The sequence below is a fragment of the Sphingomonas japonica genome (assembly GCF_006346325.1).
Taxonomy (GTDB): domain Bacteria; phylum Pseudomonadota; class Alphaproteobacteria; order Sphingomonadales; family Sphingomonadaceae; genus Sphingomonas; species Sphingomonas japonica.
This window is the reverse complement of record NZ_VDYR01000001.1, coordinates 794,436-813,848: the sequence shown is the minus strand read 5'-3', so window position 1 is coordinate 813,848 and position 19,413 is coordinate 794,436. Positions and strand designations below refer to the sequence as shown.

The following is a 19,413-nucleotide window of genomic DNA, read 5'->3' as shown; positions in this document are numbered from 1 at the left end:
CTTATCGCAAGCGCGAAGCGGTTCAGGACGGCAGCTGGAAATTGACGCCGGAGATCGTCCCACCGCACCCCAGCGTATTGCCCGGCCGGAAACTCGCTTCGAACTGAGCGCCGGACACGACCTCGGCCCCCGATTCGCTGAACACGAACGGTGGGTAGGCAAGGACGGTGCGGGCGTTCTGCGTCTTGCCGTCGGCGGCGATATCATATTGCACGCGCGTCCAGCCTTCCATGCGCCAGTACATTGCCTCGCGCGGGAAATCGGACGAGTTGGAATTGGTGCGGCGCATCTGCGGAACGGCGTCGAGCAACGCGCATTGTTCGGCGCCCAGCCCGGAGCGTTCGAACGCCGTGCGGGCGGCGGCGACATCGCCCTGCTGAAAATCGAGCGATGCGATACGGATCAGCGCGCCGACCTTGAGCGGGTGGTTTGCGGGCAGCGCGGCATCGTCCGCCACGCGCCGGGCATAGGTGCGGACTGTGCGGTCGTCGCCGCGCGCCGCGTCGGCGATCATCAGCGCGATGGTGGCACGCGCCTCCGGATCGGCGGCATAAAGCGGGTCGGAAAGCGCTGCGGTCAGCGCGGCGCGATACTGCCTGCTCTGGTTGCGATCGGCCTCTGCCGTGGCCCACATCACCTGATCGGCCGCAAGCCGGGCCATTGGCGGCGCCTCCTCGCGCTCGAGAATCGCACTCATCCGCGTCGCCCAGCCATGCGACTCGTCGCGCGGCGTCACCGCATTGGTGGCAAGCGCGTAGAGCACCGGCACGGCCGCCACGCCGGCCGCCGGACCGTTGGCGTCGAGCGCTCCGAGCCGCTCGCGCAACTGCGCCGCGAGCCGGGCCTGACCGCTATCCCCGAACGACGCTGTAACGCCCCTGCTCCCCAGCCATGCCGCCAGCGCATCGCTCGAATATCCCTGGAGCGACGGCCGCTGGAATGCGGTCGAACAGCGCATTTCCACGCGAACCCGGCTGCGGAAAAAGGACGGCAGCTTGGCGAATTCGCCAGGGGTCCAGGACCAGTCGCGCGCCGCCCGCGCAAACGCCAATGCCGCGTCGCCCTTGCGGCTCGACCAGATCGGGCTGCTGTCGATCACCGACCCGTCGTCGCCGACCGAAAATTCGATGACCGCGACATCGTCGGGTTGCAGACCCGTGTCCCCGCCACAGGACGGCGATGCCATCTCCGCCGGTGCAGAAAAACGTCCCTGCGTCGCCCGCCCCGCGCCGGTCATGGCGAGGTAGCGACGCGCATCATCGCGGTCCCCCGCCCGCAGCGCGGCGAGCCCAGCCAGCGATCGCGCGGAGACGTCGACCAGGTCGGTCTTCGACGTCAGCCCGCCCAGCGCCTTGACCGCGTCGCGCGACATCGCCCGGGCCTTCTCGACATCGCCTGCATTAAGGTAAAGCTGCGCGCGAGTGGTCATGATCTGGCCGCGCAACGTGTCGCTGATCTCCGTATTGCCGAACAGCGCCGGGAACTCGCCATCGACGGCGAGTGCGGCGTCCGGATCGACGAAGGTACCGGTTTCGACCACGCCCCACCACGACGCCAGGCGTTCGGTCGGATCGGCGGCGATCTTTCGCGCCGCGGCGAAATGTTCGTTTGCACTGGCGTAATCGAGGGCAGACGTAGCGATCCGGGCCAGCACGATCTGCCCGTCATAGCGATCGCGCTGCAATGTGGCGTCCGTTTCCGGCATGGTTGCAAGCCCGGCCTGTGCGGACGCGGCTGCCTCGTCGCGACGGTCCAGCCCGAGGAGCACGGTCGACTTGCGCACCCGAACCAGCGCCAGGTTGCGCGGGCTTTTCGCCACCCTGCGCTCGAGCGCTTCCCATGCCGCGAGCGCGGGCGCCCACTCCCGCGCGTCGGTCAACCGCGCAGCGGAATCGAAATCCTGCTGTACGGTCGTCGCCTGTCCGGCATGCGCCGCCGGCGCGGCGATCTGGATGACGGCCGCCGCCGCCAGCATCGTCATGGTCCGCATCGCATGTCCCCACTGTCTGTTTTCAACAGCTTGGCGCGGAGTTGTGACAAGCGCAAGGCGCTGCTCGCGGGTGGCAAAGCGATACCAGAGGGTCTGTAAGCCGGGTTCTGTCCACCCCGTTGCCGGGGATGGGCGACCATTCCTCTACGACGACGCTCGCGCGCCGCCTCTAGCGACCAACCCGGACGACGCGCCGGAACGAGGCGCATATGCCGTCCCTATTCGGTCTTGCTCCCGGTGGGGTTTGCCGTGCCGCAGCTGTTGCCAGCCGCGCGGTGCGCTCTTGCCGCACCCTTTCACCGTGGCGTCGTCGAAACGGTCGCCGTCTGCTCTCTGTGGCACTTTCCCTGACCTCGGATCCAGTCCGGGGCCGCCGGGCGTTACCCGGCACCGTCGTTCCGCGGAGCCCGGACTTTCCTCGGCGAGTTTCCCCGACGCGGCCGCCCGACCCTCTGGTATCGCTGCTCCTACTCATCCCCCATCGGTTTGGGAAGCAGCAACGCAAGCAGGATCATGCGGCATTCGGCATCGATCTCGCCATCGACCAATTCCGGACGGAACCGCCGCTGAAACGCCATGATCGCCGCGATCGGATCATTGACGTCGTAGCCAAAGCGTTCGAGCGCCATCAGGAACCCGCCCTGCGTCCATTGCGGATCGAGCAGGTTCTTCGTCGGGCGGGGCAGCGCCAGACGCAGCCGCGCCAGCGTGCCCCAGGGAAACAGCTCGCCGGGATCCTTCTTGCGCGCCGGTGCGATGTCGGAATGACCGACGATGTTGCCGCGCGTGATGGCGTAGCGGTCCTTGATCTGCGCTACGAGCCGCACCACCGACGCGATCTGCTCTTCGGGGAACGGGCGATAGCCCCATTCGTGCCCCGGGTTGACGATCTCGATCCCGACCGACGCTGCATTCAGGTTTCGCATGCCGCGCCAATAGGACTGCCCGGCGTGCCAGGCGCGCTTGTCCTCGGCGACCATTCTCAGCACCGCGCCATCCTCGGCGATCAGATAATGCGCGGACACCTTGGCTTCGGGATCGCGCAGCCGTGCGATTGCCGATTCGGCGTCCTGCATTCCGGTATAGTGCAGGACGATGATCGAAACCGCCGCGTCGCGCTCGTCGAAATTGGGCGATGGGGTCTCGATCAGTTGCACGCAGCGCTCCGGCCGTAACTCATGCCACAGGGATGCGGGGTGCCCGACCGAAACGCAAGGTCAGATGGCGCGGGCTCTGGGTAAGGCTGTGTCGGGGCAGCTCGAATAGAAGCCGCGCCAATGCGGCGAAGGTGCGAGCCGCTCGGTCTGACCGATCACGGTTTCGCCCGCCCCGAGCACCAGCAGGCCGCCCGGGCGCAGCGCACCCGCCAGTTGTTCGAACACTCCGCGACGCACGGCGGGCGAAAAATAGAACAGCACGTTGCGGCACAGGATCAGATCGAACCGTCCGCCGGGCGGCGGTTCGGTGACCAGGTTGTGACGCCGATACTGGATGCGCGACACCAGGCCCGGCTTCGCGGTCCACTCCTCGCCGACGGCATCGAACCATTGTAGCATCCGCCGCACCGGCAGGCCGCGCTGTATCTCGAACTGTGAATAGCGACCCGCCCGCGCTCGATCGAGCGCACGCTGCGACACGTCGCTGGCGATGATCTCCACGCGCGGCGCAGCCGCAGGGGTGCGCTCGTCCAGCAACATCGCCAGCGACAGCGCCTCCTGGCCAGTCGAACAACCGACCGACCAGATGCGCGGCCGCACGAACGGGGCGGCGTCGAGGCGCTTGAGGACGGCCTCGATTGCCTGTTCGAGCACCCCGGCATCGCGAAAGAACGACGTTTCCTGATTGAGCAACGCCTCCACGACGCGGTCGGCCAGCGAGCCACCGCTTCGCGTGGTCAGCGCTGCGGCCAGCAGGTCGATCGTGTCGATGCCCTGCTGGCGCATCAGCGGCTTGAGTGCGGATTCGATGCGCCACACCCGATTTGCGCCGATCTGCTGGCCGGTGCGCGCTTCGAGCAGTGCGGCGATCAGGTTGGTCGCAGCGGTGGAGCGGCTGGCAGGAATGGCGGGCGCGGTCATGCCGGGCACCGCTGCTTCGCGATCAGCGCGCCGATCGCATCGGGGCTCAGCACCGCGCTGGCGAGGTGCGCCACTGCGCCGGGCATGCCCCACACGACCGAGGATGCGCGGTCCTGCGCAACGATCGTACCGCCTGCGCTTACCAGATCGGCAGCACCCTGCGCGCCATCGCGGCCCATCCCGCTCAGCATGATGCCGAGTGCGCGGTCGCCATACAGCGCGGCGAGTGATTGCAACATCGGATCGACCGACGGCATGCATCGCGAAGCCGCCGGTTGCCTGCTGAGCCGAACCGCCACTCCGTCGGTCATGCGGGTGAGCACGAGATGAGCATCGCCAGGCGCGACGACGACGCGCCCCGGCTGCAGGCGCATGCGATCTTCCGCGACATCGCACGGGCGCCCGGCGAGCAACGCGACCTGCGCCGCAAAATAGGCCGAAAAGGTGACCGGCAGATGCTGGGTGATCACGATCGGCGCCTGGAACGTGGCCGTCAGCGGCCGCAATACCTGGCTTAGCGCGTGGATGCCGCCCGTCGAGGCGCCGATGCCGACGATGGAGAAGGCCTGTTTTCCGATGGCCAACGGTCCGTGAAAGGCTTCGGCCGGGTGGGCCGGCTGAAGGGTTGCTGCCTCGGCCGGAGGATCGATCAGGCGTTGGAGCTGGTCGGCCAGCATATCCCCGAAACGCCCGGCAAAGCTGCCGATGCCCGGCTTGACCAGGGTTCCGGCAGCTCCCAACGCAAGCGCCTGAATGGTCGTGGCGGCACCCGCATCCACCGTCGAGGACACCACCAGCACGCGTGCGCCGCGCCCGGCAGCGAGCAGATCGGGCAGCGCCGCCAGCCCCGTGACGCCGGGCATTTCCAGGTCCAGGAGGATGACGGCGACCTGTTCGGTCTCCAGATAGGCAAGCGCAGCCTCGGCGGTTCCCACCGCCGCCGCGACGGCAAATCGCGGGACTGCATCCACCAGTCGCGCGAGGATAGACCGCGCCACGAGCGAGTCATCGACGATCAGAACGCGCGCTACAGCGTCCGACGAGGGCACCTTGTCCGGAGAGGTCGCACGAAGCGCCCGGTTCGGCACCGCTTCAGGCCATGCCGACGATCTGGAGTTTGCTCTCCAACGTCTCGCGGTCGAACGGCTTCATGACATATTCGTCGGCCCCGGCCTCGATCGCCGCGCGGATATAGGCCATGCCGTTCTCGGTCGTGCAGAACACCACCTTGGGTTTCACCGCCAGGTCGGTTTCGCGCAGCGCGCGCAGGAAATCCATGCCGCTCATCACCGGCATGTTCCAGTCGAGCAGCACCACGTCGGGCGGGCAATCGAGACAACTCGTCAGCGCTTCGCGACCGTCCGCGGCTTCGCGCACGTCGAACGCCAGCGTCTCGAGGATGTGACGTGCGACTTTCCGGATCACCTTGGAGTCGTCGACGACTAGGCAGCTCTTCATGAAATTCCCATTCGGTTTGGTGTCGCCCATCCCGTTTGCCACGGACGGGTAAGCAGCGCGTTAATGCACTACCGCAGCAGTCTTTTCAGGGGCATCGGCGCCCGTAGGAATGAGCGCGACGGGGTCGATGACGAGGATCGGCTCGGCATTGCGTTCGATCAGTCCTCGCGCGGCGGCATGCCAGCGCGGTGACAGCGACAGACCGGATTCGAGAGGAAGCGCGGCGAAGCTCGCCACATCGTCGAGCGTATCGACAAGCAGCGCGTAATGATGCCCGCCCTGCGCGACGATGACCGCGCGCGACCGGACCCCCGCCCCGCCCTTCAGGCCCAGCGCCGACCACGTATCGATCACCGTCACGACCCGGCTGCGCAGCGCGGCCAGTCCGACAATGTGCGCCGCCGCGCGCGGCACGGGCGTGATCTGCCCGAGATCGACGACCGATTCGATCTGCGACGAGCGAAAAGCGAGCGCATGCCCTGCGATATGGGCGATCAGAAACAGATCTTCGTTCATGCCGCCCTCCCTTGGTGCCGTGCCAGTTCGGCCAGCAGGGCTGGCCTGTCATAGCGGTAGATCGAGCTATCGTCGCCGGCAGCGCTGGGATTGCTGCGCAGCCGCAGCAGCCTGTCTTCGGCAACCCCATCAACCATAATGTCCAGCGCCACCACGAGCGACGCCTGATCGGCCGCGAAAGAACTCGGATCGACGCGATACCCCATGGTTTCAACCAGCGGCCGCAGAAAGCTGTTCATCCATTCCGATTGTTCCCCGGCGAATATGCACCGTGGCCGATCCCCGATTTCACGCGGGCCGGCATGGGTCGCGAACAGCCAATGCGCATCGATTATTTCGACGGCATGACCCTCGATCACTGTCGCACCCGCAATCGGCCCGGGGGTAGTCGCCAAGGTGATCGCGTCCGAGATAGTGACGATATCGTCGGCTTTGCGGATTGCCATCGAGACTTCGGACGCGCCGTCGCGCAGCCGCAGGACGGTGAACATCGCGTCCGCGGCGATCGGAGACCGTGCCACCAGCGGATAGATTTCACCATCGATCGTGAGGCGCAGATGCCCGGCAACGTCGGACACGGCATCACCGCGCGCGGTCTCGATCCGGTCGACGATCGCCAAGGGTACCAGCCGGGTCGCGCCATCGAGGTCTTCGACCAGCAACATCGCCTGTTGGTCATCGGCCGGTTCGGGTTCTGCCTCCGCTTCGATCTCGGCGCGCAGACCGATGCGCACGCCGGCGACCGCCGCAATCCCCGCACAGTCGAGCAGCAGCATCGGCAGACCGGTATCGGGCAGGGTCTGCCCGGCATAGACGCCGGCCGCCATCACCGCCGGTGCGGCGGGCTTGATCACCAATTCCTCGTTATCGATGACCTGATCGACTTCGATGGCGATGCTGCTCGCGCCCACATTGGCGATCACGAGCATCGCGGGCTCCTCGCGTTCGCCCGGCCGGCGCACCAAACCCAGGATAATCCCAAGATCGACGACCGGGAGCCGCCGCTCGCGCACCGTCGCCACGCTCGTGTCGCCGATGCGGTCGATCCGGATCGTGGCATTGCGGTCGGATACGATCTCTTCGATCGCCAGCCGTGGGATCGCGAAGCGATGTCCGCCGACCTCGACGATGATGGTCGACAGGATCGAGAGGGTCAGCGGCACTTGCACCGTCAGCGTCAATCCGACGCCCGGCTGGTTCTGCAAGTCGATGCGCCCGCCGATCTGCTCGACGCTGTCGCGGACGATGTCCATGCCGACACCACGGCCAGAAATGGTCGAGACGTCAGTTTTGGTGGTGAAACCCGGCTCGAAGATCAGCGCGCATTTCGCGCGTTCCGACAAGCCGCGGAGTTCGGCAGGATCACGGCCCTGCGCGATCAGCTTGGCGACGATCCGATCGGTGTCTATGCCCGCGCCATCGTCGGATACTTCCAGCACGATCTGGTTCCCGGCCTGCCGCGCCGCGACATACAGACGCCCGGTCGGACGCTTGCCCGCCGCCCTGCGCACCGCCGGGGTCTCGATGCCATGATCGATGGCGTTGCGGATGATGTGGACCAGCGGATCGCGCATTACCTCGATCATTTCCCGATCGAGCTCAACATCCGACCCTTCGATGCTCAGCGCGACCGACTTGCCGAGTTCGGCAGCGGTATCGCGAACGATCCGCGGCAGGGCCGAGAACAGACTTTCTACCTTCTGCATGCGCGTGCGCGTCACCGTGTCGCGCATCTCCGCCACGGTCGCCGACAGGCGATCGAGCGCCGCTTCGATACCCGGCTCGCCGGGCAGGTCGCGTAGCCGCCGGGCCAATTCGTTGCGCGCCAGCACCATGTCGGACATTCCGCCCATCATCCGGTCGAGGAGATCGACATTCAGGCGGACGCTGCGGCTCGCCGCGCGTTGGTTACCGTTGGATGCGACCACGACCGGTGCGATCGCCCCGGCGCCCGGCGCCAGGCCGGCGATCAGTGCGTCTTCGCCGCTGTCGTCGAGTGCGGCGCCCGCGTCGATTGCCTCGACGATCTCGCCGATGCGATCGATAATCGCCAGCACGGCGCTGACCAACGGGGCATCGGCGGTCCGCTCGCCGCTGCGCACCTGCGACAGCACATCCTCGGCAGCGTGGCTGAGGCGTTGCAGCCGCGGGAGGTCAAGGAACCCGCAGCTTCCCTTGACGGTGTGGACGAAGCGAAAGATCGAATCGAGCCGCGCGCGATCGTCGGGCGCGGCTTCCCACGCGACGATCTCGCTCGAAACCGCCTCGAGCGTTTCGCGCGTTTCGGCAATGAAGTCCTGAAGCAGCTCGTCCATGGTTCCCCGCACGCTCGGCGCGGACACCTTGGCGGGTCGGGGTTAAGGTGGGGTTTACCCGAGGCGCAGCGCCGCGCCGAACAGCAGGATCTCGGCATCCGGATCGGATACCTGCAAGGTGCCGTCACCTTCGTTGACCAGCGAGCGCACGAGATACGCCGCTGCCGCGCGCGGGCTGATACCGCTGTCGCCGCTGCTGCCCGAAAGGGCGCCGCGAAGCTCGCCGTCGAGGACGATCCGCGGTCCGCTGGCGCGCACGACGATCTCTGCCATTCCGTCATGGACCTCGGCACCGATATCGAGCTGACCGCCGCGCACCAGCGCATCCCCGGCGATGAGCGCCAGGTTGAGCAGTACCTTGATCGCCGTCTTGGGCAATACCTGCGCATCGACCAGCCAGCCGATCGTCATCCGGCTATTGTCGCCGAACAGCCCCTCGATCGCCGACTTGGCCTCCCGCGTATCGACTGTTTCGCCGAAGCCCCCCGCCGCGCCGAATGCCAGCCGGAAAAACTTCAGCTTGTTTGCCGAGGCGCGAGCGCTGTCGGACAGCAATTCCAGGCAGCGCGCGCGCATCTCCGGGTCATGCTCGTCGGCAAGCAATTCGAGCCCGTTGTTGAGCGCCCCGACCGGACTGAGCAGGTCGTGGCACAGTCGCGAGCACAACAGGCTGGCGAAATCGGTCGACGACATGCTCACGCGATACTCTCCAACAATGGCGGCCCCCCATCCGGCCCGCTGCGGTGCATTCGCACACCCGTCCCCACCTTGTCGACGCGGATGTCGCGGCCGATCGCGAATGGCACCGGATCGAACCGATCATGGACACGGCCGCCTTTCACCGCTCGCCACAGCCGCGCGACATCTCCCGCGACGATCAACCACAGGCTCCCGTCGGACATGGCCGCATCGGCGTCCCGCGGCGAGGGCACCGGCTCCCCTCGGGGATGCGAATGCCAATGGCCGACCAGGGCCAGGTGCTTCATCCGTCTCGCCCGGCGATGGGCAGCGATCACCCTGCGCGGATCGATCTCGAATGCCGTTCGAGGGCTTGGTGAAACATTGTCGGCGGTCTGCGCCGCCACGATGCGATCCGATGTTCCCCACAACAAACCGCATGATTCGCGTTGCCCATCGATGCTCGCTTCGGTGATGACGCAGTGCAGCGCACGGCTTGAAACGCGAAGGATCATGCCCACATTCCTAGCCTGATGAACCGGGGGGTTTCTACACTGCATGCGCGCATCGCCGACGCCGCCACGGGTTGGCGGCTCGATCGCGCGCTGGCGGAGGCGCTGCCTACCCTGTCACGCGAACGGCTCAAGGCGCTGATCTCTGCCGGTCAAGTTGCCGATTCGGGGGGCATGCTGCACCGCGATCCTGCCAAAAAGGCGGTCGGCGGCACGTTGCTGACGGTCACCATCCCCGATCCCGCGCCGGCCCACAACGCGGCGCAGGCGATCGAGCTCGATGTCGTCTATGAGGACGAGCACCTTATCGTCATCGACAAGCCGGCGGGTCTGGTGGTGCATCCCGCGGCCGGCAATCCCGACGGAACACTGGTCAACGCGCTGCTGCATCACTGCGCCGGGCAATTGTCGGGGATCGGCGGGGTCGCGCGGCCTGGCATCGTCCACCGCATCGACAAGGACACGTCCGGATTGATGGTCGCAGCCAAGACCGACCGCGCGCACGAGGGTCTGGCGCGGCAGTTCAAGGCTCACAGCATCGACCGGCGGTATCGGGCGCTCGTCTCGGGTCGCCTTCAACAGCCGTCGGGTACTGTCGATGCTCCGCTCGGCCGCTCGCCGGCCAACCGCAAGAAGGTTGCGATAGTCCAGAACGGCAAGCACGCGATCACCCATTACGCCTTGATCAAGCCGCTGCGCGAAGCGGCGCTGATCGAATGTCGGTTGGAAACCGGTCGCACCCACCAGGTGCGGGTGCACATGGCCTCGATCGGTCACGCCTTGCTTGGCGATCCGGCCTATGGCAGAACAAAGGCAGCCCATCGCGGGATTCTGGAAACCTTGGGTTTCCGCCGTCAGGCGTTGCACGCCACGCGGTTGGGGTTCATCCATCCGGTGGGAAGTAACGCTTTGGCGTTCGAAAGCGAAATGCCTGCAGACATGCAGGAACTGTTCGAGCAGCTTTGCGGTTAAGGTTTTGCGGCGCAACCGATCCGAATGGACGGCGGCGCTGATTTGAAGGGAGATACGATCATGGCAAGCGGAAGCAACGTCCCTGCGACGGTTCCCGCCCTTGGCGGCGAGGCGAGCCTCAATCGCTATCTGTCCGAGATCAAGAAATTTCCGATCCTCGCGCCCGAGCAGGAATATATGCTCGCCAAGCGGTTCGAGGAGCATCAAGATCCCGATGCCGCCGCGCAATTGGTGACGTCGCACCTGCGCCTCGTCGCGAAGATCGCGATGGGCTATCGTGGCTATGGCCTGCCGGTCAGCGAGCTCATTTCCGAGGGCAATATCGGCCTTATGCAGGGGGTGAAGAAGTTCGAGGCCGATCGCGGCTTCCGCCTTGCCACCTATGCGATGTGGTGGATTCGCGCGTCGATCCAGGAGTATATCCTGCGTTCCTGGAGCCTGGTGAAGATGGGCACTACCGCCGCGCAGAAGAAGCTGTTCTTCAACCTGCGCCGGATGAAGGCCAAGCTCGACGCGTTCGAGGATGGCGACCTTCGCCCCGAGGACGTCGCCAAGATCGCCAAGGATCTAGGCGTCACCGAGGATGAAGTAACGAGCATGAACCGCCGCATGGCGATGGGCGGCGACACCTCGCTCAACGTGCCGATGCGCGAAGATGGCGAAGCGCAGTGGCAGGATTGGCTCGCCGACGACAGCCCGTTGCAGGATCAGACCGTTGCCGAGGCACAGGAAGCGGATGTCCGCCACAACATGCTGACCGAGGCGATGGACGCGCTCAACGATCGCGAGAAGCACATCCTGACCGAACGCCGCCTGACCGACGATCCCAAGACGCTCGAGGAACTGAGCCAGGTCTATGGTGTCAGCCGCGAACGCGTGCGCCAGATCGAAGTGCGCGCGTTCGAGAAGCTGCAAAAGGCGATGATGCGGATCGCTGGCGACCGGCGACTGTTGACTGCTTGATCGTCGAGACGTTCGTACCTTTGATACTCGTCACGACGGGAGTAACGGCAGTTCCAGTTCGGCGTTGAACTGAAATTCGGAAGTTCGGATTGGCCACAGCAGCAACCCCCACCAAATCGCGGCGTGCCCGTCGTGGCCGCGGCGCGTTTCTCAAATTCCTGTTGAAGCTGGCCGCATGGTTCATCGCGATCTCGATCATATGGGTCGCGGTGCTGCGGTTCGTGCCTGTGCCGTTCACGCTAACGATGCTGGGGGACGTTCTCGCCGGGCGTAGCATCACGAAGACGTGGAAGCCTCTCGAGGAGATCGACATCGATATGCCGCGCGCTGCGATCGCGGCGGAGGATTCGAGGTTCTGCGCGCACAGCGGCTTCGACTACAAGGCGATCGGCGCGGCGATGGTCCGCAATGCCGAAGGCGGGCGCATCCGCGGCGGATCGACGATCAGCCAGCAGACGGCGAAGAACGTGTTCCTGTGGCAGAATGGCGGCTATATCCGCAAAGGCTTCGAAGCTTGGTTTACCCTGTTGATCGAGCAGATATGGGGCAAGCGCCGGATCATGGAAGTCTATCTGAACGTCGCCGAGACCGGCATCGGCACCTATGGCGTCGAGCAGGGCGCGAGGCGTTATTTCGATCACGGTGCCAGCCGAATGACGACGCGCGAGGCGGCGCAGATCGCGGCGGTGCTGCCGTTGCCCAAAAAACGGCCCGGCAAGTCGCCGAGCGGGTTTACCCGGCGCTATGCCAATTCGATCGCTGCGCGGATCGGCGTAGTTCGGCGCGACGGACTGGATAGCTGTATTCGCTGATCCAGTCCGACGCCCCGCCCCCGTCAGCCGGAGCGACGAGGGCACAACAGCTTATTCGCCTCCGGTCACCGCGTCTCCGGCCTTTTCCGCCGCATCACCCACCTTGGTCGCGCCGTCACTGACGGCATCGGCAGCGCCGGCGATCGCATCAGTCTTGACCGCGTCGTTGCGGCTTTGGTTCATCAGGAAGAACGCGCCGACGATCACGGCGATCAAAAGCGCCAGTCCGATCAGCAGCCCGCCGCCGCCGCCGCTGCGGCGTTCGACCACGGTGGTATGCGGCTGCCCGGCGTGATCAGTCACGGTGGTTTCGGTGATGCGTTCTTCGGCCATGATACTCTTCCCTCCGTTGATACTGCGCGCGTCAACGTGGTGACCCAAATAATTGTTCCCGTTGTGAAACGGTTACCGAGCCGGGTTAAGTGAAAGCTCAGAAGGGCAGCTTGAATCCCGGCGGCAGCGGCATGCCGCTGGTCAGCTTGGACATCTCGGTCGACGACGCCGCATCGGCCTTGGCGCGCGCATCGTTGAACGCCGCGGCGACGAGATCCTCGACCATGCCCTTCTCGCTCGGCTGCAACAGCGACGGATCGATCTCGACGCCGAGGATGCGCCCCTTCGCGCTGGCGCGCACCTTGACCAGCCCACCGCCCGACTGACCCTCGACCTCGATCGTGTCGAGATTGGCCTGTGCCTTCTCGAGCTCGGCCTGGACGTTCTGCGCCATTGCCATGATGTCTTCGATATTCTTCATGATGTGCTCCGTGTCTTGGTCCAGCCGACAAGTTCGGCATCGGGAAAGGCGTGCAACGCCGCCGCGACCACCGGCGATGCCAGCACCTGCGCGCGCTCGGCGTCCGCCTCGGCCTGCTCGGTCTCGCGCAGGCTGGGCTGCGCAGGGCCGTCGGCGGTGCCGATCCGCCAGTTCTGGCCGGTGATCGCCTTGAGCGCCAGCCCAAGTTCGCGCGTGAAATCCGCGGGCAGCGGTTTGGCCGCGCTGATCACCAACTCGGGCGCTTCGAAGCGGATCGGGCGGACATGGTTGCGCACTTGATCGGCAAGGCCGGGGCGCTTGGCAGCTTCGAGGAGCGCGGCGAGCTGCTCGACCGTGGTCGGCAGCGACGCGGCCGGCGCATCCGCAGGATCGGCAGCGGGAGCCGCGGTTGTCGCCGCAATCGGCGCCCCGTTCGCCACCAGCTTGGCCAACTCGCCGGGATCGGGCAGCGTCGAGGCGTGGATCACGCGCAGCAGCGCCATTTCGGCGGCCTCGATCGGCAGCGCCGCCGCCGCGACCTCGCCATGCCCGCGCAGCAACAATTGCCAAAGCCGGTGCAGCAGTGGATAGCCGAGCCGCGACGACCAGCGCGTCAGCGCCTCACGCTCCTCGGCGGGTTGGGCGGGATCGAACGGCGTGCCGACCTTGGCCAACGTAACCGCATGGACGGTTTCGAGCAGCGAGCGAAGCACCCCCTGCGGATCGACCCCGAGATCATATTGCGCGCGCAGAGCCGCCAGCGCGCCGGGAGCGTCACCCTCCAGCAGCATGCCAAACAGCGCGCGGATCGCGCCGCGATCGGACAATCCCAGCATCGCGCGCACGGCGTCAGCGCGGACCGCGCCGCCTTCGAGCCCGGCATGCGCGATCGCCTGGTCGAGGATCGACAGGCCGTCGCGCGCCGACCCTTCCGCCGCGCGCGCGATCAGCGCCAGCGCCTCGGGCTCCGCCTCCGCACCCTCCGCCGCGGCGACATGGGCGAAATGGTCGGTCAGCTTGTCGGACGGAATGCGGCGCAGGTCGAAGCGCTGACAGCGCGACAACACCGTCACCGGGATCTTGTCGACTTCGGTCGTGGCGAACAGGAACTTGACGTGCTCGGGCGGCTCCTCGAGCGTCTTGAGCAGGCCGTTGAAGGCCGGCTTGGACAGCATGTGCACTTCGTCGATGATGTACATCTTGTACCGCGCCGACACCGCCGCATAGCGCACCGCATCGATGATCTCGCGAATGTCGCCGATGCCGGTGTGGCTGGCGGCGTCCATCTCGATCACGTCGATGTGGCGTCCCTCGGCGATGGCGCGGCAGGGTTCGCACACCCCGCACGGATCGATCGTCGGCCCGCCCTGCCCGTCCGGCCCGATGCAGTTGAGCGCCTTGGCGATCAGCCGCGCAGTCGATGTCTTGCCGACGCCGCGTACCCCGGTGAGCAGGAAGGCATGCGCGAGCCGATCGCGCTTGATCGCGTTGCCCAGCGTCTGGACCATCGCGTCCTGGCCGATCAGTTCCGAAAAGGTCTGCGGCCGATATTTGCGCGCCAGCACGCGATACGCTTCGGGTTTTGGCGGCTGTGGCGGTTCGCCGAGATCAAAGGAATCGGACATTGCCGGACGCCTTAGCCGAGCCGCTTGCGCGTGTCGAAGGCGGGGGTGAAGTGGAGAAAGTGGAGACTCTCCATCGAAAATCGGGAGAGGGGGTTTTCGGCTGCGGAGCGACGTTTTCCGGGGGCGAGGCAGTGGGTCGGCATGAGCGGAGCATCGCACACGTCGAGGGGTGTAGGAAAGTTCTGAAGGTGACCCCTATTACCGTGGGGCCGCATTTCGGGGGCGCGTCGCGGCGAAGCCGCGCCGTCGGTCGGGCCTATTGGCCCCGCCGGCCGGGCCTGCCGTCTTTGCGCGGATCAGCTGCGCTGATCCTTGCGCGGCAGGCCGCAGGCGGTGAGAGCCGGAACGACCCGGCACGAAATCGTTGTGGCTGCTTCCTTCCGGACCTGACCAGGTTGGCGACGGCGCCGTCCGCCCGACTCTCGCCGCGCGATATGGTCGATCGCCTGCGCGATGTCCAGCGCCGGGCGGTCAGCGCGCGCGCAGCGTTGCCGAGTCGATATGCCACCGCAACTGGTCTGCGCTCGCTCCGTCGACGCCGTTGACGCGGCGCACGACATATTCGCCGAAGAAGCGCTGGCGGGTGCCGTCGGCAAGCACCGAATCTACGGTGACGGGGACCGGCTGGTAGATCGAACCGGCGCCGCCGCTGCCCGGCTCGACCTTGCCGATCGTCACCTTGGTCGAGCGGGTGTCGGCATAGCCCCGGCGAAACGCGTCGAGCGTTTGTCCCGGGGGGCCGTCATTACCCCATTGCTGCCAGGCGGTGCCATAGTCGTGCGCGGCAAGCGCGGAGTAAAAGCGCCGCACCACCGCGACTGCCGCCGCCTCACCCTTCGGATCGACATCGCAGCCCGGCATTGGATCGGCAGCGTCGTCGAACAACGCGCAGCCGCGCGCAATCTCGTCCTCGATCAGCGCGCAGCTGTTGGCGGCGTTGCACGGCGGGCGTGTCGCCGGCGAAACCGACCGGCACAGCCGCGCAAGGCGATCGGCGGCGGGCTGACCGCGCTCGCTAGCGCACGAGATGGGATTGGCGGTCTCCATGTGGGATGCCGCCGCATTGCCAGCAGGCTTGGCGTCGATCGCGTCGTCCGCCGGCGCGATCGCAGCTTCGGTGGGGGACGGACGCGATACCGGAGCTCGCTGCACTGGCCCGGCGGTTTCCGCGTCGGATGCGGTATCGGGCGTGCCTCCGCAAGCAGCAAGCGGCGCGCACAGCAGCGCTGCGGCCAGCAGCATGGTCCGTCGAGATGCGGTCATGACGTTCCTCCAGTCACCCGACGCCAAGCGCAGCGACGCGGCGATGGCTCCGTCGCGGGAGCCCCGGCGGGCCGCCGGTCAGCCGAGCCGTGCCAGCGCCGCCGCGAGCCGCTCCGCCTCGGCCGATTTTTCGGCATGGTCCGCGCGCGCCTTGTCGACCGCTTCGGGCTTGGCCCGCTCTACGAAGCTGGGATTGGAGAGGCGCCCGGCGAGGCCGTCACGCTCCTTCTCCGCAGCCGCGATCGCCTTGGCGAGGCGCGTGCGTTCGGCGTCGAGATCGATCACGCCTTCGAGGGGAAGGACGTAGGTCGCTTCGTCGACCACGATCTGGAGCGCGCCACCCGGTTCGGGCTCGCCAGGCGAACTGTCGACACGCGCCAGCCGGGCCAGGGTCGTCGCCTGGCTTCCCAAGCGCACCATGGTTTCCGGCGAGGCATCGCGGACATGCACCGGCAGGCGCGCGCCCGGTGGTACATTCAGTTCGGTCCGCGCGGTCCGCACTTCACCGACGAGCCGGATCAGCCAGTCGATCTCCTTGACCGCCTCCGCATCCAGCGCCCTAGCATCTGGCATCGGCCATTTCGCGACGATAAGATCATATTCCCGCTCGCCGAGCGCGTGCCACAGCTCCTCGGTGACGAACGGCATGAACGGGTGAAGCATCACCAGGATCTGGTCGAGCACCCATCCCGCCACCGCGCGGGTTTCATCGGCGTCGCCGCCCTCGCCGCGTACGCCCGGCTCGGGCGACAGCACCGGCTTGATGAGTTCGAGATACCAGTCGCAGAACCGGCTCCACGCGAACTGATAGATGGTGTTCGCCGCCCCGTCGAAACGCAGGTCGGCGAGTGCGAGGTCGAGTGCCTGCACCGTCTGCACCGTCTCGGCAATGATCCAGCGATTGACCGCGAGCGTCGCTTTAGGCGGCTCCAGCCCCGCCGACGCGCCGATGCCGTTGGCCATCGCGAAGCGCGTCGCATTCCACAGCTTGGTCGCGAAGTTGCGATATCCCTCGACCCGCTTCTCATCCATTTTGATGTCGCGGCCCTGGCTTTCCATCGCCGCCATGAAGAAGCGCAGCGCGTCGGCGCCGTATTTGTCGATCAGGATCAGCGGATCGACGGTATTGCCCTTCGACTTCGCCATCTTCGACCCGTCGGTGGCGCGGACTAGGCCGTGAAGGTAGAGCTTGCGGAACGGCACGTCGCCCAGGAAATGCATCCCCTGCATCATCATCCGCGCGTCCCAGAAAAACAGGATGTCGAAGCCGGAAATGAGGATGTCGTTGGGGTAGCGGCCAGCGAGGGTTGGGCGTTTCCCTGGTCCAGCCCCCGCTTCGCTAAGGTCCGTCCCCCCCCCGTTCGTGTCGAGCGAAGTCGAGACACCCAGCGCATCGCTCGCGGCACGTCCCTCGACTTCGCTCGGGACGAACGGCGTGTGGGGGGTGTCGTCGGGCCATCCGAGCGTCGCGAAGGGCCAGAGCGCGGAGGAGAACCAAGTGTCGAGCACGTCGGGGTCGCGGCTCAGCGCCACCCCCTCGCCGGCTTCGGCCTGCGCTTCCTCCTCGGTCTCGGCAACGAACACCCGGCCATCCTCGGCGAACCAAGCCGGTATCCGGTGCCCCCACCATAATTGCCGCGACACGCACCAGGGCTGGATGTTCTCCATCCAGTTGAAGAACGTCTTCTCCCACGTTTTCGGCACCACCTGGATGCGGCCGTCGCGTACCGCCTCGATCGGACCCTTTGCCAGCGTCTTGGCATCGACATACCATTGGTCGGTCAGCCATGGCTCGATCACCACGCCCGATCGGTCGCCATAGGGCGCCTGGATCACGCGATCCTCGACCTTGACCAGCGCGCCCTCGGCCTCCAGCAGCGCGACCACGCGCTTGCGGGCATCGGCGCGGTTGAGGCCGACGAGATCGGCAGGGACCAGACCATCTGCGGCCTGGCAGACGGCGGCTTTGGCATCGAGCATGTTGAGCATGTCTCGCGCCTCGACGCCCTGCCGCCTGGCCACTTCGAAGTCGTTGAAGTCGTGCCCCGGCGTGATCTTGACCGCGCCCGAGCCGAGTTCGGGATCGGCATGGGTGTCGGCGACGATCGGGACCAGCCGCCCGGTGATCGGCAGGCGCAGCTTCCTGCCGACCAGCGCGGTGTAGCGCGGATCGTCGGGATGCACCGCGACCATCATGTCGGCGAGCATGGTCTCGGGCCGCGTCGTCGCGACCTCGACATGGCCGCTGCCGTCCTCGAGCGGGTAGCGCAGCGTCCAGAAGCCGCCCTGCACTTCGCGCGTCTCGACCTCGAGATCGCTGATCGCGGTGCCCAGGCCCGGGTCCCAGTTGACCAGGCGCTTGTCGCGGTACAGCAGCCCCTGACGGTAGAGATCGACGAATACCTTCAGGACGGCCTTTGAAAAGCCCTCGTCCATCGTGAAGCGTTCGTTGGTCCAGTCCATCGAACAGCCGAGCCGCCGCAGCTGGCGCGTGATCGCGCCGCCGCTCTCGGCCTTCCATTCCCAGACCTTGGCGGCGAACGCCTCACGGCCGAGGTCGGTGCGCTTGATGCCGTCCTTGGCGAGGTTGCGCTCGACCACCATCTGCGTCGCGATGCCGGCATGGTCGGTGCCGACCACCCAGCGCGCATCATTGCCCTGCAACCGCGCATGGCGGACGAGGATGTCCTGCAGCGTGTTGTCGAGCGCGTGCCCGATGTGCAGCGAACCGGTGACGTTGGGCGGCGGATTGACCAGCGTGAACGGCTCGGCACCGGAGCGATCCGGATGGAACAGCCCTGCCCCCTCCCAATGCGCGTACCAGCGCGTCTCGATGGCGGCGGGGTCGAAGGTTTTGGGCAGTTCGGTCATGCCGCCTGCCATATCCGAGCGATCGAATATGACAACCCGGGTCGATCCGGTTTCGGCTGGACCGCATCGGCCAGGTCAGCTCAACCCTCGCGGTTGCTGATCCGGGCGATCTCGCGCGCGACCATCGTCTCGACGACGCGCGGGAGATTGGCGTCGAGCCAGCTGCTGAGCATCGGGCGCAGCATTTCGCGCACCAGCCCTTCGAGCGTGTCGGCACCTGGCGTGTCGGGGCGCACGATCAGTCGCGACAGCGCCTCGAGCTGGCCGCGGCTCGCTTCGGCGGCGCGCTGCGACACGATCGTTTCGGACGCGCGGGGCGTAGGCTCGGACTCTGGTTCGGGCTGGGCGCGGGCAGCGGCATTGCGCTGTGCCGCCTCGATCGATTCGCGCAGTTCGAGGATGGCGTCGCCTTCATCCTCCGAACCGTCGGGCAGGTCGTGGAGCGCAGGCGCGGTTGCCGCAGCGCGCGGCGGCGGGCGCCGCGGTGCGCGGCCTGCTGCGGGCGCGTCGCCCTCTTCGGCGATGATCCGTTTGATCGAGGACAGGATGTCCTCCATCGACGGCTCGTTGCTCAAATCCCCCATTCGGCCCGCCCCAGTTGGTTAG

General features: G+C 66.6%; 18 protein-coding genes and 2 other RNA genes. 3 read left to right on the top strand and 17 right to left on the bottom strand.

The genetic code is table 11. The features are described from left to right. Positions 1-22: 22 nt before the first annotated feature. From FHY50_RS03975 to FHY50_RS03930, 10 genes are all read right to left on the bottom strand, one after another. Positions 23-1,990: a hypothetical protein gene (locus FHY50_RS03975; RefSeq protein ID WP_140047096.1), complete on the bottom strand. Its 1,968-nt coding sequence runs from the start codon at positions 1,988-1,990 to the stop codon at positions 23-25. Positions 1,991-2,070: 80 nt separating this feature from the next. Further along, positions 2,071-2,446: RNase P RNA component class A (gene rnpB, locus FHY50_RS03970), an RNA gene on the bottom strand. 11 nt (positions 2,447-2,457) lie between these two features. After that, positions 2,458-3,147 (bottom strand): N-acetylmuramoyl-L-alanine amidase, encoded by a 690-nt coding sequence (locus FHY50_RS03965; RefSeq protein ID WP_140047094.1) that lies wholly within the window; start codon positions 3,145-3,147, stop codon positions 2,458-2,460. A gap of 60 nt (positions 3,148-3,207) precedes the next feature. Then, positions 3,208-4,068, bottom strand: a complete 861-nt coding sequence (locus FHY50_RS03960) for a CheR family methyltransferase (protein ID WP_140047092.1) — start codon at positions 4,066-4,068, stop codon at positions 3,208-3,210. Then, positions 4,065-5,117, bottom strand: coding sequence for a chemotaxis protein CheB (locus tag FHY50_RS03955; protein WP_280524728.1), 1,053 nt, complete (start codon positions 5,115-5,117; stop codon positions 4,065-4,067). The genes FHY50_RS03960 and FHY50_RS03955 overlap by 4 nt, the downstream gene beginning before the upstream one ends. A gap of 43 nt (positions 5,118-5,160) precedes the next feature. Next, positions 5,161-5,526: a response regulator gene (locus tag FHY50_RS03950; RefSeq protein WP_140047090.1), complete on the bottom strand. Its 366-nt coding sequence runs from the start codon at positions 5,524-5,526 to the stop codon at positions 5,161-5,163. Between the two features lie 60 nt (positions 5,527-5,586). Continuing rightward, a complete protein-coding gene (locus tag FHY50_RS03945) occupies positions 5,587-6,042 on the bottom strand; it encodes a chemotaxis protein CheW (protein WP_140047088.1) in 456 nt (151 codons plus the stop codon). Beyond that, positions 6,039-8,357, bottom strand: coding sequence for a chemotaxis protein CheA (locus FHY50_RS03940; protein WP_140047086.1), 2,319 nt, complete (start codon positions 8,355-8,357; stop codon positions 6,039-6,041). The genes FHY50_RS03945 and FHY50_RS03940 overlap by 4 nt, the downstream gene beginning before the upstream one ends. A gap of 54 nt (positions 8,358-8,411) precedes the next feature. Further along, complete coding sequence (locus tag FHY50_RS03935) at positions 8,412-9,056, bottom strand: histidine phosphotransferase family protein (protein ID WP_140047084.1); 645 nt, start codon at positions 9,054-9,056, stop codon at positions 8,412-8,414. Next, entirely contained in the window at positions 9,053-9,550 is a 498-nt protein-coding gene (locus FHY50_RS03930; RefSeq protein WP_140047082.1) for a M67 family metallopeptidase, read from the bottom strand. The genes FHY50_RS03935 and FHY50_RS03930 overlap by 4 nt, the downstream gene beginning before the upstream one ends. A gap of 18 nt (positions 9,551-9,568) precedes the next feature. Between FHY50_RS03930 and FHY50_RS03925 the strand changes: the two genes are divergently transcribed. The 3 genes from FHY50_RS03925 (at position 9,569) to mtgA (ending at position 12,294) form a co-directional block, all read left to right on the top strand. After that, positions 9,569-10,519 (top strand): RluA family pseudouridine synthase, encoded by a 951-nt coding sequence (locus FHY50_RS03925; RefSeq protein WP_140047081.1) that lies wholly within the window; start codon positions 9,569-9,571, stop codon positions 10,517-10,519. A gap of 60 nt (positions 10,520-10,579) precedes the next feature. Continuing rightward, positions 10,580-11,482, top strand: coding sequence for an RNA polymerase sigma factor RpoH (gene rpoH / locus FHY50_RS03920; protein ID WP_140047079.1), 903 nt, complete (start codon positions 10,580-10,582; stop codon positions 11,480-11,482). An 89-nt stretch (positions 11,483-11,571) separates the two neighbouring features. Further along, complete coding sequence (gene mtgA, locus FHY50_RS03915; RefSeq protein ID WP_140047077.1) at positions 11,572-12,294, top strand: monofunctional biosynthetic peptidoglycan transglycosylase; 723 nt, start codon at positions 11,572-11,574, stop codon at positions 12,292-12,294. Positions 12,295-12,345: 51 nt separating this feature from the next. Here the strand turns inward: mtgA and FHY50_RS03910 are convergent, their stop codons facing one another. The 7 genes from FHY50_RS03910 to FHY50_RS03880 all read right to left on the bottom strand — a co-directional run bounded on the left by FHY50_RS03910 (position 12,346) and on the right by FHY50_RS03880 (position 19,391). Further along, positions 12,346-12,627: a hypothetical protein gene (locus FHY50_RS03910; protein WP_140047075.1), complete on the bottom strand. Its 282-nt coding sequence runs from the start codon at positions 12,625-12,627 to the stop codon at positions 12,346-12,348. A gap of 97 nt (positions 12,628-12,724) precedes the next feature. After that, positions 12,725-13,048, bottom strand: a complete 324-nt coding sequence (locus FHY50_RS03905; RefSeq protein ID WP_140047073.1) for a YbaB/EbfC family nucleoid-associated protein — start codon at positions 13,046-13,048, stop codon at positions 12,725-12,727. After that, positions 13,045-14,673 carry a DNA polymerase III subunit gamma/tau gene (locus FHY50_RS03900; protein WP_140047071.1) on the bottom strand — a complete coding sequence of 543 codons (1,629 nt, stop codon included), beginning with the start codon at positions 14,671-14,673 and terminating at the stop codon, positions 13,045-13,047. Before FHY50_RS03900 ends, FHY50_RS03905 begins: the two co-directional genes overlap by 4 nt. Positions 14,674-15,004: 331 nt before the next feature. Then, an RNA gene (gene ffs, locus FHY50_RS03895) (signal recognition particle sRNA small type) lies at positions 15,005-15,098 on the bottom strand. Positions 15,099-15,144: 46 nt separating this feature from the next. Further along, the gene (locus FHY50_RS03890; RefSeq protein WP_243846719.1) at positions 15,145-15,936 is read right to left on the bottom strand and encodes a hypothetical protein; all 792 of its coding nucleotides are present in this window, start codon (positions 15,934-15,936) and stop codon (positions 15,145-15,147) included. Between the two features lie 78 nt (positions 15,937-16,014). Beyond that, the gene (locus tag FHY50_RS03885) at positions 16,015-18,807 is read right to left on the bottom strand and encodes a valine--tRNA ligase (protein ID WP_140047070.1); all 2,793 of its coding nucleotides are present in this window, start codon (positions 18,805-18,807) and stop codon (positions 16,015-16,017) included. Between the two features lie 80 nt (positions 18,808-18,887). Continuing rightward, positions 18,888-19,391, bottom strand: a complete 504-nt coding sequence (locus FHY50_RS03880; RefSeq protein ID WP_180345088.1) for a DUF2497 domain-containing protein — start codon at positions 19,389-19,391, stop codon at positions 18,888-18,890. Positions 19,392-19,413 lie beyond the last annotated feature (22 nt).